This window comes from Paraburkholderia sp. FW306-2-2C-D06C, assembly GCF_058781505.1.
The window spans coordinates 35,448-50,814 of sequence record NZ_JBYSWU010000060.1; the positions used below are offsets into that span (position 1 = coordinate 35,448).

Below are 15,367 nucleotides of genomic sequence, written 5' to 3' on the forward strand. Positions count from 1 at the left end.
TAGAGGCAAGATGCGCGCGCCCACATAAAAATGACTTTTTTATTGATCACACATGTTTTTTCGACGGCGCGTGCGTCTATGATGGAGACAGATGTGCTGGGAAGGGAAAGCGCGCGGCGAGGCGGTTCGGCATGATTCGTGCGGGAGGCGGTGTGACGGCGTCGTCGTCGAATCACCGTGAATCCGGCCTTGTCGTATGCTATAAAAGATCGACGTGCGGCGCGCGAAGCCGGGAGTTGTCGCATGAGGACGCTGCGTTTCTTGCAATTCTTTTTCAGGCGAATTTTTATGTCCTTCCCGAAAAAGCGTAGACGCGCGAAGGTGGACGGCGATGAGTCGTTCCTCGCGGTGCTGCGGCATTTCAAACCATTCGCTCAGCTCGACACCAAAATTGCGCGCGCTCGCGCGCAGGACGAACCGGTGCTTTATGCGCACGTGCTGCCTGGTCTCGATGTGCTCTTGTGCAGCGTGCGCGGCGCGCAGCCTCCTTATCCGGCGCCGGCCGAATTGCGGCGGCGTTGCATCGAGTCGATTACCAATGCGCTGGAGCAGCCGCTCGATGGGCTGGAAAATGGCGGGTATTGGTATGAGGCGGATGGCTTTGGATTTCTGGTCTTTGCCAGCCGGGCGAGAGGTAAGATCCTGACGGAATTTGGCGCTACCCGGGTCGGTGGCGCGCGCCGCGGGGTTCGGCGGCAGGACGCCGCCGGGGATGCCGCTCCGCGGTCTTTAAGGTAAGGTTTTTGCCCCTCGAATGCGTTTAGTTTCTGTCAAACAGAAAACCTCAACTCCCCTTATATTCAGCCGCATCAACCGCATTACCCGGCGCATTGCCCGGCGCATTGCCCGGCGCATTGCCCGGATTACCCGGCGCCAAACCAGCGGGTTTCTTTCCAGCCGCAGCAGGCGCAGAACCCGATTTGGCGCCCGGCAAACCGTCCAGTGAAATCGCCGCCTTGGGCTTCTGCTTCTGCCCCGGAGGCGGCGCGGTCGGCGCCTGACGCACCTGCGACAGCAACCGATTACAAGCCAACGGCTTACTATTGCTGGGCGCAAGCAACGGAATCAACGCGGCAAACGGATTCATCAATCCAAGCCCGACAACGGCGCCGCCTCGCAATGCCAACGCGGCAGCATTGACCCCGACATGGGGATCCTTGAAGGTCCCCTTCACATACAACGGCGAGCGCAGCGAAAACACCCGGAAACCCTTGGTATGCGGATGCACGCCAAGGTCCATCGATTCATCGCGCAAATTCACGTCGCCGTCGATGTTGATCACCGCATCGTCTGTATCGAGCGCGAAGACGCGTGAATTCAGAATGCCGTTGGTCGCCACAAAATCGGCCGCGGCGCAGTTGATCTTCACGTCGCGATTGCCGAACAGTTTTTCATACACGACGTTCGCCACGTTCAGCCCGGCCGCCTCCATCAACAGGCGGCTCACCGTGCCGTCGGTGACCAGCGCCTTCACCTCGCCGTTCGAAGTCGCAGCCAACGCCGCCGGCGAATTGCCGGTCGCGGTCAACGCGGCATCGCCGTTGATTTCTCCAAGCGCGTTTTGCATCGTCTTGAAGTTCGGAAACAGTTGCTTGAGCTTCAGATGCCGCGCCGACGTAGAGAAGCGCCCCTTGAGCGGCACCGTGCTGCCGTCCAGATGGATGTCGGATGCGAGCGAACCGCCGGCCACGCCGAACTTCAACGGCTCCAGCGACAGCACGCCGTCGGCCAGGACGACGTGCGTGTACAGATCGGTGATCGGCAGGTTCACGTCCTTGACGATGCGGCGGCCCGTGAATTTCACGTCGGCGTCGATTGCCTTCCAGCGGTCGGTGCGAAATTCTTCGACCGGCAATGCCTTGCCGCCCGGCTGGCGCGTCGCGTCACCGCGCCGGGCCTTGCTCGCGTTCGAGTCCGCGCCGATCACCGGCGCCAGATCGGCGAATTGCAACAGATGCGACACCAGTTCCCCCTGCAACAGCGGACGCGGCTCGCGCGCCGTATAGATCAGCGAACCATTCAGATCGCTGCCGCCTACCCGGCCGGTAAAATTCTCATACTTGAAGATATTGCCGCCGGCCTTGAACTGACCGACGAGACGCCCCTCGGTCGCGTACGGCGGCGTTTCCGGCAAGGTCACCCCGGTCAGCGAATAGAGCCGCGCCATGCTGTCGCCTTGCAGCCAGAGACGCAGATCGACCGCAGCGAGATGCGCCGGATCGGTGATCGTACCCACCAGGCCGACACGCAGATCGCCGGTCTTCACATCGGCTTGCACCGGAAATGGCCGGTTCGCATCCTGCAGCGCCAGCACGCCGCCGACCTTGCCGCTGCCCGACAGCGGCGTCTTGTTGTAGGTGCCCTTGATGGTCCAGCCGATCGCATACAGCGGAGTCGCCGGCCCGTGGCCGCCTGCCGTGCCTGCCGTGCCTGCCGTGCCTGCCGTCCCGCTGGTGGGCGACGCTAATGCAGCCGCTGTGCCGCTCGCTCCCTTGTTCCCCCCCTCACCTGCGCCCTTCGAACCGCCGGCAACCAGCGCTTCCGAGGCTCCCGAGCCGCCCGTGCCCGCCTTCGCCCACGAAGCATTGCCATCCGCCGACGAAGCGCCGGAAGCCGCGGCCGCGTTAACCTGCGCGGCAAGCTTGCTCGCGCCCGCCTTGCCGACCGCTTCCGCCGACGCGCTGCGTGATGCCGCTTCCTGCTGCTTCATCGCCTCGCCGATCGGAATCGGCTGGCCGAGCGTATCGATGACGGTCTGCATCTCGATTTTCTTCTGCTGGTCCGACAGCACGACGCTACCCTTCGCAAACGCGATGTCGTGCAGATCGAGCTTCCATTCCGAAGGCCCGGTCGAAGCGGGCAATTTGAAGGTCCAGTTATTGCGCCCGTCGAGCAGGCGCTCGAGGTCGACCGAAGGATTCACGAGGTTGATCGCAGGAATCACGATGTCGTGCGCAAGCAGCGGCAAGACCTTGACCTCGAAGTCGATCTCGTCGAGCGTCGCGAAGTGCGGCTGTTTGCTCCAGCCCGGATTGCCCACCGTGATATTGGCCGCGGAGAAACGCGGCCAGGGCACCCAGCCCCGCCAACCGGTCTCGCCCACCGGATGCCGCCATCCAACCGTCAGATCGCCGGTGATCGCGAACGGCCGGCCGATCGCCTGCGTGACTTTGTCGTTGACCCACGGCCGAGCCCGGTTCCAGTCAAAAGTCAGAATAAAAACCGCCAGCGCAGCAATCAGAACGACGATGATCCCCATCAGCCATGCGATGATTTTCCCGATCCGTCTTCCGATTGTGTTCGACACTGCCATTGAGGGCCCCGCGGTTTCTTCTTGGTTATGCAACTGACAGCACGTATCGTGCCTGATAGTTGTCGTTTTATCATGCCGCACGGCTCGGATGCACGTAGCATGCAACGGGAAGGCCACGGCAGCGTCACGGCAGTGCCTCAAAAATGCCAAACCCCACAACGATTTCACTCATGAACGATATTCCCCTGGTCCTCGCCGACGGCATCGCCCGGCGCGACGCGCTACGCGGGCAAACGCTCCTTCAACCGACCCATTTCGCCTTGCTGGCAGGCGACCGGGTCGCGGTCACCGGTCCGTCGGGGTCCGGCAAGAGCGTGTTTCTGCGCACGCTCGCCCTGCTCGATCCGCTCGATGCGGGACGCATCATGTGGCGCGGCGCGCCGGTCGCGCGCGCCGCCATTCCGCGTTACCGGCGCAACGTCGCATATATCCGGCAGCGGCCCGCGCTGCTCGACGGCAGCGTCGAAGACAATCTGCGCTATCCGTTCGAGCTGCGAACCTATCGCGATGTCCGCTTCGACCGGGCGCGCGCGGCGAGCCTCGCCGCCCAGGCCGGGCGCGGCGGCGATTTCCTCGACAAGCGCGCGAGCGAACTCTCGGGTGGCGAGGCGCAGATCACCGCGCTGATCCGCGTCCTGCAACTCGCGCCCGACGTCCTGCTGCTCGACGAACCGACGGCCTCGCTCGACCCGGAGTCGTCGCGTGCGATCGAGGGCCTGGTGCACGCGTGGTTCGATGCCGAGCCGGGCCGGCACGCCTCGGTGTGGGTGTCGCACGACCCGGCGCAAGCCGTGCGCATGAGCGAGCGGCATCTGACGATGCGCGCCGGCGTGCTCGACGAATCGGCCGTGACCCAGGCTCAACCGGAGCTCGACCAATGACATTGCAGAATCTGAGTCTCTGGGACGTCGCGATTGCCGCGTTGCTGATCGTCGTGAACGGCGTGGTATCGGTGGCGCTCAAGCTGGATCTCGAACGCAAGCTGGCATGGGCGGCAGCACGCACCGTCTTGCAGTTGCTCGCGATCGGCTATGTGCTCGGCTGGGTGTTCCGCTATGACCGCTGGTTCGTGGTGCTGCCGCTGATGATCGTGATGACGCTGATCGCCGGCTTCGCGGGCGCGCAGCGCGGCAATCGCACCTATGCCGGACAACGTGCGGACAGCGTGCTGTCGATCTGGGTCAGTTCGTGGCTGGTGGCGGCGGTGGGACTCTTCGTCGTGATCCGCATTCATCCGTGGTACGAGCCGCAGTATGCGATTCCGATCCTCGGCATGATCCTCGGCAATACGCTGACCGGCGTGTCGCTCGGCATCGAACGGATGACCGAGGAGCTGACCGCGCGGCGCGACCGCGTCGATATGGCTCTCGCGCTGGGCGCGACGCGTTGGGAAGCGGCGCAGGCGCCGGCGCGGCAAGCGGTACGCGCCGGCATGATGCCGACGCTGAATCAGATGGCGGTGGTCGGCGTGGTGAGTTTGCCGGGCATGATGACCGGCCAGGTGCTGGCGGGTCAGTCGCCGTTGCAGGCGGTGCGCTATCAGATCGTGATCATGTTTCTGATCGCGGCATCGTCCGCGTTGGGGACGGTGGGCGCGGTGCTGCTCACCTACCGGCGGCTCTTCTCCGCCGAGCACCGGTTTCTGGCCGCGCGGCTGGTGGAGCGGCCGGCAGCGCAGCGTTGACTATCGTCTCCCCACGCACGACTCAGCGATCCGGCGATCCGGCGACTCGGCGACTCAGCGACTCAGCGCTTTGCCGTCACCGCCACCTGGGTGCCGTCGGTGAGCGTCAGCGTCCTGGTGCTGCCGTTGGTCGGCATCGTAAAGCGCAGGATCTGGCTGAGGCTCACGTCGTTCGGACACTTGAGCGTTTTGCCGCCGCTCGTCACGGTCTTGACGCCGTGCGGCGTCTGCGCCTGGAAGCTCAGTTGCACGGTCGCGGTGCCGTCGCCGGCGACCACGGGCGCAAAGCGGATCTGCGTCTGACGAATCATCGCGCCGTTGGCGTCGACCGGCAGCGATGCGTAATTCGGACATGTGTCCGTCGCGGGAACCGGCCCACCCGGCGGCACGGTCTTCCACGTGAAGTCATCCGATTCGCCGGAACGGATCGTACGCGTTTCCTGTGAATTGCCGAACTGTTTCGATGTGACGCGAACCGTGTAGCGGATCGGACCATCGGTGGCGGCTTGCGACGTGACCGTAATCGGCGTGGCCGCATGGGCCACCGGCACGAGCATGCCGGGCGCCAGAGCGCAGGCGAGAGAAGCAACAACCGAAACGGCGGAAAGTCTGAAGCTCATACTGTCACCTCGTTGTTGTGCCGCTGCGCGCCCGCTTAAGCGCTACTGCCCGACTCGCGCCTGATGGCGACCGGCCGGGCGAACCACGAGACACGCAACTGTTTTAGCATGATGCCCTGCCAGTCTAACGCCAAGCGGCCACGCGCGCGCTTCATACGAATCGGGTGTTAACCCGCTTGCGGCGACGCGTTTTCTGCGCGTGAGATTCGTCGCTGTCCCTTGCTGCGTCCCCGCATAGGCTGCTCTCCAAAAGACACATGGCCGGCGGCGCATTGATGCGACGCCGGCCATGCTCAATCATCGGGCTGCGCGGCTTAGAAGCCCGTCAGCACCAGCTTGCCGATCACGCGCCCCTGTTCGAGCAGTTGATGCGCGCGGCGCAGATTGTCGGCGTTGATCTTGCCGAGATCCTGACCGACTGTCGTGCGCAGCGTGCCCGCGTCGACCAGACGCGCCACTTCGGTCAACAGCTTGTGCTGCTCGATCATGTCGGGCGTGCCGAACATCGAACGCGTAAACATGAACTCCCAATGGAACGCGGCGCTTTTCGCCGTCAACAGTTCGACGGGAACCGGCTTACTGTTCTCGACGATCGTGCAAATGCCGCCTTGCGGTTTGATCACTTCGGCTGCTGCCGGAAAGTGCCTGTCAGTGTCGTTGAACATCAGCACATAATCGACCTGGTCGAACCCGAGCTTTTTCAACTGCGCGGGCATGTCGCCGAAGTGATCGACGACGTAATCCGCGCCCAGTTCCGTCGCCCACTTCGCCGATTCGGGACGCGACGCGGTCGCGATCACCTTCAGCTTCGCGAGTTGCTTCGCCAACTGGATGCCGATCGAACCGACCCCGCCCGCACCGCCGATGATCAGCACCGTGCGGCCTTCGTCCGCGCCTTGCGGCGATACGCCGAGGCGATCGAACAGCGCTTCCCACGCGGTGATCGCGGTCAACGGCAACGCGGCCGCATGGCTGAAATCGAGCGACGCCGGCTTGCGCCCGGCGATGCGTTCGTCCACCAGATGGAACTCGCTATTGGCGCCCGGCCGCGTGATGCTGCCGGCGTAAAACACCGGATCGCCGACCTTGAACAGCGTGACGTCCGGCCCGACCGCCGCCACCGTACCGGCTGCGTCCCAGCCTAGAACGCGCGGCTCTTTCTCGACGGTGTCTTTCGGGGCGCGCACTTTGGTGTCAACGGGATTGACTGAGATCGCCTCGACCTTGACCAGCAGGTCATGGCCGGTGGCTTCGGGTTTGCTGATCTCGACGTCGACCAGCGCTTCGGCTTGATCGATCGGCAAATAACGGTAGAGACCGACGGCTTTCATCACAGCTCCTGTTCATTCAGATGAGGTTGGACGACTGGCGAACCTGGCGGGCGGCGTCTGGTTGTATTGGCCGCCGATGCCGCCCGCGTTCGCATTGACGTCATCGTAAAGCGGCTCTTATTCTCATAAAACCATCATAATGACTGAAACATCTTTTTGAATTTCAGAATAATGGATCCTACTGACCAGCCAGCGCCATCCTTGTCCGGCGACCGCGAGCGCCTCGATCTGCTCGACGTCGCGCTGTTCGTGCGGGCCGCCTTGCTCGCCAACGTGTCGGCCTCCGGCCGCGAATTCGGCTTGTCGGCGGCGGTGGCAAGTTCGCGGATCGCGCAGCTGGAAAAGCTGCTCGGCGCGCGCCTGCTGCACCGGACCACGCGCCGCATCAGTCTCACTCAGGATGGCGAAGTGTTCATGACGCGCGCCCAGGCGCTGCTCGATGCTGCCGCCGCCGCGCGCGCCTCGGTCGGCCGCGCCCAGGCCGAACCGCAGGGCCGTTTGCGGGTGTCGATGCCGTCGTCGTTCGGGCGACAGCATGTGTCGCCGATGATCAGCGAGTTTCTGCGCCGCTATCCCGGCGTGAGCGTCGATTTGCGGCTGACCGATCAACTCGTCGATCTGGTCGATGCGGGCATCGACGTGGCGATCCGCGTCGGCGTGCTGAAGGATTCGTCGCTGGTGGCGCGGCGCCTCGCGGCGAACCGCCGTGTGATCTGCGCGGCGCCCGCCTATCTCGCCGCGCGCGGCACGCCGCATCATCCGTCGGACCTGACACAGCACGAATGCATGATCCTGTCGGACCAGCGCGACTGGGCGTTCGTGACGCCTGCCGGTCCGCTCGATGTGCGGGTGAGCGGGCGCCTCGTCACCGACAACGGCGAAGTGATCCGCGATGCGCTGCTGGCCGGCTTCGGCATCGCGCTCAAATCGACATGGGACGTCGCACCGTATCTGCGCAGCGGCGAGCTGGTCAGCGTGCTCGACACCTATCCGCTCGCGCAGCAGGTCGCCATCTGGGCGGTTTATCCGAGCCGCGCGTTCGTGCCGCCGAAAACGCTGGCGTTCATCGAGTTCCTTGCTGCGCATTTCGGCGATCCGCCGTATTGGGACACGGCGACTGACTGAGGCGCGCAGGCTCCGTCGGCTCGATAGCGCTCACTCCGCTCCGTCCAGACGGTTTCTCATCGCCGCCGTGATGCGCTGACGCGACTTCGCGTAGTCCGCCCAGGGGTCGCGTTCGAGGTCCGCGAGCCGCTCGTGCAGGTTCTCGATGTTCCATTGAGCGCCACCGGTGGTCGCGGCGACCTCGTCCCACGCGAGCGGCACCGAAACGCCCAGCCCCGGCCGGGCGCGCGCCGAGAACGCGGCGACCGTGCTCGAGCCGCGGTTATTGCGCAGATAATCGACGAAGATTTTCTGCTTGCGATTTTGCGCACCCATCCTGGCACTGAAGTACTTGGGCAGCATCGCCGCCATGTGCTGCGCGACGGCCTGCGAGAACGCCTTCACTTCGTCCCAGTCCGCCTGCCTCGCGAGCGGCACGACCACATGCAGCCCTTTGCCGCCGCTCGTCTTGCAGAACGACGTCAGGCCGAGTTCCTCGAGCAGCGAGCGCGTCAGTTGCGCCGCCTCGATCATCCTGTCCCAGCCTAGCGACGCATCGGGGTCGAGATCGAACACCATGCGATCGGGCTTGTCGAGCTTCGACGCCACGCCGTTCCACGTATGAAATTCGATCGTGCCCATTTGCGCGGCGCCGACCAACGCCTCGAGCGTATCGACGGTAATCAGCGGCGGATGTCCGGGGTCCAGTCCGGGATGCTGCGTGACGTTCGGAATCGCCAGCTTCTGGCTGTGCTTCTGAAAGAACAGTTCGCCGCCGATATCCTCCGGCGCGCGCACCAGCGACACGGGCCGGTCCTGCAGATGCGGCAGCATCCAGCCGGCGACCGATTCGTAGTACCGGACGAGATCGATCTTGCGTGTGCCGGTGCTCCTGTCGATCACGCGGTCGGGATGGGACACGCGCACACCGGCGACTTCGGACGCGATATCGGTTTGCTGTTGCACGTCGGCTCCTTGACGGGGTGCTTCCTGGACGATCTGCCGTGCCGGTTTGTCGCTGCGCAGACTGACGAACGACGCCTGCCGCACGATGCGCTCGCTGGTCCATTCGGCGAAATTGCATTCGCAGACGAGTTCCGGCTTGATCCAATGCACCGGCGTGCGGCTGCGTTCGCGCGGCTCGGCGGCGAACGGCATGCGTTGGGTTTCGAGCGCGTCGAGCTTGTTCCTGATTGAACGCAGCGACGCGGCGTCGAAGCCGGTGCCGACGCGCCCGGCGTATTGCAATTCGCCGTCCCCGTCGTAGACGCCGAGCAGCAGCGCGCCGAATGCGGCGCGGCTGCCCGACGGCTCCGAATAGCCGCCGATCACAAACTCCTGACGCTGCCGGCACTTCAATTTGATCCACGCGGACGTGCGCCCGGAGGTATAGCCGCTGTCGCGCCGCTTGCCGATGATGCCTTCGAGCCCCGCGTCGCAGGCGCTCTTCAGCAGATCGTCGACGGTGTAGCCGAAGTCGTTCGAGAAGCGCAGCACGCTGTCGTCGCCGTCTTCCATCAGCGCGCGCAGGATCGCGCGGCGTTGTTCGAGCGGCACGCCGCGCAAGTCATAGCCGTTCAGAAACGGGATGTCGAACAGATAGATGACGATGTCCTGCGGGCGGTTGGCGTCGAACGCGTTTTGCAGCGCCTGAAAACTCGGCACGCCATTTTTATCGAGCACCACCGCTTCGCCGTCGAGCCACGCGCGCTCGATGTCGAGCTGTTCGAACGCCTTGACCTGTTTGCTGAATTTCGCGGTCCAGTCATTGCCGGCGCGCGTGAACACCTTCACTGCGTTGCTCTTCGCTTTTCCCCTCGCTTTTCCCTTCGCTTTTCCCTTCGCCGTTCTCTTCACCTTGTCGCTCGCCGGACGGTCGATGCGCGTCAGCACGCGGTAGCCGTCGAACTTGATTTCGTACGACCAGTTTTCGCCGGGCGGCGCGGCATCGACGAGCGTCGCCAGTTGCGGGTCGAACGTGGCGGGCAACGCGCCTTTGACCGCGCCCTCGATCGACGGCGACACGGCCAGCTCGCGCAGCGACTGCGTGCTGCGCGTCGTGACGAGATCGGTTTTTTTCGGGTCGGCGCGGTGCGCTGAAGCAGTCTTCGCGCCCTTCGTGCCGGCGGTCTTTGCGCTCGTTGCCGGCTTGTTCGCGGCTTTCCTCGCCAAGGGCCTGGCACCTTTGCCCGCCGACGCGCCGCCACCGAGCACGCTGCCCGGCCGTTCCTTCAGCACGTCGTATTCGTTTTCGTCGCGGGCTTCGTCGTCGCGTTCCTTGATCAGCAGCCATTGCTCCTTATCGCCGCTGCCGCGCATATGACTGCGCACCAGCGTCCAGCCGCCATGCAGCTTCTCGCCGAAGAGTTCGAACTTGAGCTTGCCGGCCTTGTAGGATCTGGCCGCTTCCGCCGCGCCGCCAACCGGTTCCCATGTGCCGCGATCCCACACGATCACGGTGCCCGCGCCATAGTTGCCAGGCGGAATCTCGCCCTCGAAAGAGCCGTATTCGACTGGATGATCTTCGACATGCACCGCGAGCCGCTTCACCGACGGGTCGAGGCTCGGCCCTTTGGGCACTGCCCAGGATAGCAACGTGCCGTTCAGTTCGAGCCGGAAGTCGTAATGCAGGCGCCGCGCATCGTGCTCCTGGATCACATACGACAGACCCTGCTTCGATTCACGCGCAGTGGTTGTCCGGCTCGCTTTCTTGCGCGCGGTTGCGCCGGACGGTTCCGGCGTTTCGTCAAAACGGCGCTTGCGGTTATAGAGATCGAGTCTGTCGTTCATGGCGGTGAACTCGTCGCCGGGCAAAGTGGCACGGGGTTATCCGCGCGGCTGCCCGGGTTCCCTGTCAAGCGGCCGCGCGTCGTTTGCGCGCCGCCGGAGTGGTCTTGCCGCCGCTACCGCTGCCGCTGCCGCCGCTGCGGGGCGTGCTCGCCGTGCGCGGCTTCTTGCGCGCCGGTGCGGTGGCTTCCGCGTCGTCCTCATCGTCCACCGCATTCTTGCGCCCGCCCGCCGTCGGCTTGCCTTTGCCGCGGCCGAGGCTGCGCTTGAGCAGGTCCGACAGATCGAGAATATCGGCGGATTGACGCGACGCCTGTGGCGCTTCGACCACGGTGATTTCCTCAGTCTTGCCCGCGCGGATCTTGCGATCGACCAGCGCCATGATGTCGTCGCGGAACGTGTCGTGATACTTCGCCGGGTCCCACGTGTCGCTCATGTCGTCGATCAGCTTTTTCGCCATGTCGAGCTCGCGCGCGGTGAAGCCGGCTTTCTTCGGATCTTCGGCGGGCAGCTTGAATTCGTCGAAGTCGCGCACTTCGGCGGCCCAGCGCAGCGTATTCAACGCCAGCACCGGACCGACCGGGATCAAGACCGCGAGATGCTGCTTGTTATGCAGCACGACGCTCGCCACGCCCGCCTTGCCCGACGACTTCATCGCCTCGCGCAGCAGCGCATACACCTTTTCGCCGTTGCGGTCCGGCGTGAGGAAGTACGGCGTGTCGAGATAGAGAAACGAGATCTCGGGCGCATCGACGAATGCGAGGATATCGACCGTCTGCGTGGACTCGGGATTCGCCGCGCGGATCTCCTCATCGGACAGCACGACGTACTTGTCCTTTTCGTATTCGAAGCCGCGCACGATGTTCTCGCGCGCGACTTCTTTGCCGGTGCGCTTGTTGATCTGCTTGTAGCCGACCGGATCGATCGAGCGCTTGTCGAGCAGATTGAAGCCGACCTTCTCCGAGTGCGTCGCCGGGTACAGTTGCACTGGTATGTGGACGAGGCCGAAGCTGATTGCGCCCTTCCAGATCATGTGTGCCATCGTGCGCTCCCCAAGTCCTGAATCCTTCGGTGAAGCAGCAAGCGTGCCACGCGGTTCCTCGCGCCGTACAGCGTGACGGCGTGCTTGCCGCTCAGGGCATCGGCTGTAAGTCTTGCGTCATGTCGGCAAAAGATACGGCGTGCCGGCTCGTCGGCGGCAGGGGCGCCGACGCCTCGCGCAGTTGCGATTCGCTAACCGCGCGGTTGCCGCGCTCGAACTGCGCGTCGGTCCGCGACGGCTCGAGCGCGCCGAGAATCGCCAGCGACCAGCCCCGCAACGGCTCGCGCTCGGCATGCGGCACATTCAGCAGATTGCCGATGATCTCGAGCGGAATCGCCGACGCGAATTCGCCGATCAGGCCGATCCGGCCGCGCGCAGCGGCGGCGTCGAGCAAGCCGTCGACGAGGCGGACCAGGCCCGGCTCCATCGCCGCGATCGTGCGCGCCGGCGATCAGCTTGCGCACCCGCGTATGCCGCGGCGGATCATCGTTCGATGCGCCAGTATGAACCGCGCGTCTGATGGTTGCACGCGGGTTGCACGCCCGGATTGCACGCGCGGGTTGCACACGGTTTGCCCGACGGTTGCGTGCCGCCGAACCGTTACAATAGCCGGATTTTCCGCGCGCGCCGCGCGTGCCCTTTCCTGCGTTACTGCTGCGTCGTCCATGAACCTCGTCATCCAAAGCCCCGCGCCCCTGTCCGCCGACCACCACAAAACGCTCGTCGCCCTCGCGCGCGGCTCGCACGCCAGCATCATCGACGCGAACGCGATTCGCATCGCCGAAGCCAGCGTTACGCAGCGCGCCGACCTCGAGGTCTATTGCGGCACCCATCAACTGGACTACGCGTTTGTCGAAGCAGGCCGCCAGCTGCGCGATTTCGGGCTGGTCGCGATGGACATGGATTCGACGCTGATCACGATCGAATGCATCGACGAAATTGCCGATTTCTGCGGGCTAAAGGCCGAAGTGGCCGCCATCACCGAAGCTTCGATGCGCGGCGAAATCAAGGATTTCAACGAAAGTCTGACGCGCCGCGTGGCTCTGCTCAAGGGACTCGACGCCGGCGCGCTCGAACGCGTTTATGAAGAACGCCTGCAACTCTCGCCGGGGGCGGAACAGATGCTGGCCGGCGCGCAGGCAGCCGGTTTGAAAACGCTGCTGGTGTCGGGCGGATTTACGTTCTTCACCGAGAAGCTGAAGGCCCGGCTCGGTCTGGACTTCACACGCGCCAATACGCTCGAAATCGTTGACGGGAAGCTGACCGGCAAGGTGATCGGCGAGATCGTCAACGCTGACGTGAAAGCGCGCACGCTGCGCGAGACTTGCGCCCAACTAGGCATCGAGCCGGCCCGCGCGATCGCGATGGGCGATGGTTCGAACGATCTGAAGATGATGGCCGAGGCGGGCCTATCGGTGGCGTTCCGCGCGAAGCCGGTGGTGCGCGAAGCGGCCAGCGTGGCGTTCAACCATGTTGGACTGGATGGGTTGTTGCGGTTGTTTTGAAGCGTTGGGTGTTCAGGCAAAGCGCCGGCCAGCAGAGCGCATCGTGATAGCCGGACGGCAACAATGCGGCATGTCGCGTTTGAGGGCCGGCGCCATCGATCCGGTACCCTTGACTGGCAGAACAGTCATGCGCTGGAGGGTGACCTTGCCGACGCGATACGCGCGCTTAAACGTCAGGACGGCGCCAATCTATTGACGTTTGGCAGCAGCGACATGGTGCGCCAACTGCTCGTAGCCGGCTTGGTCGACGAGCTTCGGCTTCTAATTCCGTTCCGCTTTCATTGATACTGGCAGCTTGCTGCCAGCGGAAGCGGGACATGCACCTGCGGACTACGAATAACTCGACCCAAACGCCTGGACGTTTGCCGCTTTAACTTCGAGTCCGCCGGTACGCTTGCGTCCGACAAAGAACACTCAGGGTTCGCCGACAGCGCGGCGCCGGTAAGACGTAGTGGCAACTGCAAATCCGGTTGCGCGATCACACCACGAATTCGCTATCGGATAGGTACCAATCTATCGGCAGAATACATCCGCTGGGCGGTTGAGGCATCGCTGACGCGTTTGGGCAGTGAACGGATTGGGCTTTACCAATTACATGTCGATGACCCTGGTGACATGGCCGGGTCGGTAGTCGATACGCTGCAGGATCTCTGCGCAGAAGGGAAGATTGGTGCATTTGGTTGGAGTACGGACCAGCCTACGCAAGCAGCTCGCTGGGTCGGACGCTCAGGATTTATCGCCGTTCAATACACACTGAATCTATTCCAGCCCGCAGTCGAAATGACGAACCTGTGTAAAGCAGAAGGTTTGCTGAGCCTCAATCGCTCTCCTCTTGCCATGGGTCTTCTGACTGCCAAATTCGATGATTCCATTGAGGTTCGTGGTGCGGATGTGCGCGCCACGCCACCAGCGTGGCTGCCCTATTTTGCCAATGGACGTCCACATCCAGATTTTGCTCGCCGCCTGGATGCGGTCCGTGACTTGCTGACGATTGGCGGACGCAGCCTTGCCCAAGGCGCCTTGTGCTGGATATGGGCTCGAAGCGACACCACCATTCCGATTCCTGGTTTCAGAACGCCCACGCAGGTGATAGAAAACTTAGGCGCACTATCTTATGGCCCATTGCCGCCGAACGTTATGGCAGAGATAGACGCACTTTTGTCGGTTAAGGGACCTATGAGCTAATAGTCGGGAGGGTGGACGGTCGGGGTTTGGCTCGCAGTTTCTCGGATAAGATCACGTCCTTGCCCAATAAGGCCTTTTTTCTGGTCAGCTGGCGCACGTTTTCGTCCGAATCCTGAGGGCGTCCCTGTTGGCGTACGTCCAGCACGCGGTGCAGTTGTGCGATATGCTCCGGTCCGATGCCGCAACAGCCGCTGACGATTCGGGCCCTATGCACAAGCCACTGCTCCACCCGTGCCGCATACCCCTGCGGATCGAGATCCGGACGCAGTTCATCGAGCGTCGCATTGCCCTTGCCGTCAGTGAGCGTTGCACCGAGTTCGCGCAGGCGCTGCGTTGCCGCGTCCATTGCCCTTGCCATTACTTCTGGCTGGCTACTACGACCGATCAAACTACTTTCAGTGCCGGCTTCCCTTGTATAACGATTGGTCAATGTTCTCTCGCCATGAATGACCGCGCGCAAGTCTGCCCGCTTTCGCGTCGGACAATGTTCCAGCCCGTATTCCGTCTATTACTGGGATTTCAGTATGGTTCCATCAGTGAGCCGCACCCTTCCCTGGCAGTTTTTCGAACCGTCCAGCGCTCGCGATTTGAGATGTAGACCCATCGATTGTCGGCGATCTAGGCCCGGGCGTCGTAGGACTGCAATCGACCCGTTTCGGTCGGTCAGCCTTTCCCAAAGCAGCCACTCGAATCAAGTTCCTTCCAGCGTCGGGCGCTTGCGTCTTCGGGTTCCACCTATTAATGGATGCACCAACCCGGCGATAGAATCTCCGGGCACCTCCGATGACGGATAGGT

Annotated in this window: 12 protein-coding genes and 2 pseudogenes; 7 read left to right on the top strand and 7 right to left on the bottom strand. The window is 63.4% G+C overall.

Annotation, left to right across the window (positions count from 1 at the left end; translation table 11 throughout):
* Positions 1-243: 243 nt before the first annotated feature.
* Entirely contained in the window at positions 244-738 is a 495-nt protein-coding gene (locus AC3WLT_RS31635) for a hypothetical protein (RefSeq protein WP_492595568.1), read from the top strand.
* A gap of 46 nt (positions 739-784) precedes the next feature.
* Here the strand turns inward: AC3WLT_RS31635 and AC3WLT_RS31640 are convergent, their stop codons facing one another.
* Positions 785-3,313: an AsmA family protein gene (locus tag AC3WLT_RS31640; RefSeq protein ID WP_492595569.1), complete on the bottom strand. Its 2,529-nt coding sequence runs from the start codon at positions 3,311-3,313 to the stop codon at positions 785-787.
* Between the two features lie 170 nt (positions 3,314-3,483).
* On the opposite strand from AC3WLT_RS31640, the gene AC3WLT_RS31645 reads away from it, so the two are divergent.
* The gene (locus AC3WLT_RS31645) at positions 3,484-4,194 is read left to right on the top strand and encodes an ABC transporter ATP-binding protein (RefSeq protein WP_492595570.1); all 711 of its coding nucleotides are present in this window, start codon (positions 3,484-3,486) and stop codon (positions 4,192-4,194) included.
* Positions 4,191-4,997 carry an ABC transporter permease gene (locus tag AC3WLT_RS31650; RefSeq protein WP_492595571.1) on the top strand — a complete coding sequence of 269 codons (807 nt, stop codon included), beginning with the start codon at positions 4,191-4,193 and terminating at the stop codon, positions 4,995-4,997. The genes AC3WLT_RS31645 and AC3WLT_RS31650 overlap by 4 nt, the downstream gene beginning before the upstream one ends.
* Positions 4,998-5,059: 62 nt before the next feature.
* Here AC3WLT_RS31650 and AC3WLT_RS31655 read toward each other — a convergent pair whose 3' ends face one another.
* The gene (locus AC3WLT_RS31655) at positions 5,060-5,617 is read right to left on the bottom strand and encodes a DUF6013 family protein (RefSeq protein ID WP_492595572.1); all 558 of its coding nucleotides are present in this window, start codon (positions 5,615-5,617) and stop codon (positions 5,060-5,062) included.
* A gap of 314 nt (positions 5,618-5,931) precedes the next feature.
* Entirely contained in the window at positions 5,932-6,948 is a 1,017-nt protein-coding gene (locus AC3WLT_RS31660; protein ID WP_492595573.1) for a zinc-binding alcohol dehydrogenase family protein, read from the bottom strand.
* A gap of 171 nt (positions 6,949-7,119) precedes the next feature.
* Between AC3WLT_RS31660 and AC3WLT_RS31665 the strand changes: the two genes are divergently transcribed.
* Positions 7,120-8,073 (top strand): LysR family transcriptional regulator, encoded by a 954-nt coding sequence (locus AC3WLT_RS31665; protein ID WP_492595574.1) that lies wholly within the window; start codon positions 7,120-7,122, stop codon positions 8,071-8,073.
* Positions 8,074-8,103: 30 nt separating this feature from the next.
* Here AC3WLT_RS31665 and ligD read toward each other — a convergent pair whose 3' ends face one another.
* The 3 genes and pseudogenes from ligD to AC3WLT_RS31680 form a co-directional block, all read right to left on the bottom strand.
* Positions 8,104-10,842, bottom strand: coding sequence for a DNA ligase D (ligD, locus tag AC3WLT_RS31670; RefSeq protein ID WP_492595575.1), 2,739 nt, complete (start codon positions 10,840-10,842; stop codon positions 8,104-8,106).
* Between the two features lie 64 nt (positions 10,843-10,906).
* A complete protein-coding gene (ku, locus tag AC3WLT_RS31675) occupies positions 10,907-11,881 on the bottom strand; it encodes a non-homologous end joining protein Ku (protein ID WP_492595576.1) in 975 nt (324 codons plus the stop codon).
* Positions 11,882-12,068: 187 nt separating this feature from the next.
* A pseudogene (locus tag AC3WLT_RS31680) lies at positions 12,069-12,369 on the bottom strand (cytochrome P450); the annotation flags it as partial.
* 177 nt (positions 12,370-12,546) lie between these two features.
* Here AC3WLT_RS31680 and serB point away from each other — a divergent pair.
* From serB to AC3WLT_RS31695, 3 genes and pseudogenes are all read left to right on the top strand, one after another.
* Complete coding sequence (gene serB, locus AC3WLT_RS31685; protein ID WP_492595577.1) at positions 12,547-13,386, top strand: phosphoserine phosphatase SerB; 840 nt, start codon at positions 12,547-12,549, stop codon at positions 13,384-13,386.
* Between the two features lie 93 nt (positions 13,387-13,479).
* Positions 13,480-13,653, top strand: a pseudogene (locus tag AC3WLT_RS31690) (dihydrofolate reductase family protein); the annotation flags it as partial.
* A 234-nt stretch (positions 13,654-13,887) separates the two neighbouring features.
* Positions 13,888-14,571, top strand: coding sequence for an aldo/keto reductase (locus tag AC3WLT_RS31695; RefSeq protein ID WP_492595580.1), 684 nt, complete (start codon positions 13,888-13,890; stop codon positions 14,569-14,571).
* Here AC3WLT_RS31695 and AC3WLT_RS31700 read toward each other — a convergent pair.
* Positions 14,561-15,001 (bottom strand): homocysteine S-methyltransferase family protein, encoded by a 441-nt coding sequence (locus AC3WLT_RS31700; protein WP_492595578.1) that lies wholly within the window; start codon positions 14,999-15,001, stop codon positions 14,561-14,563. The two genes, AC3WLT_RS31695 and AC3WLT_RS31700, sit on opposite strands and share 11 nt — an antisense overlap.
* Positions 15,002-15,367: the final 366 nt, after the last annotated feature.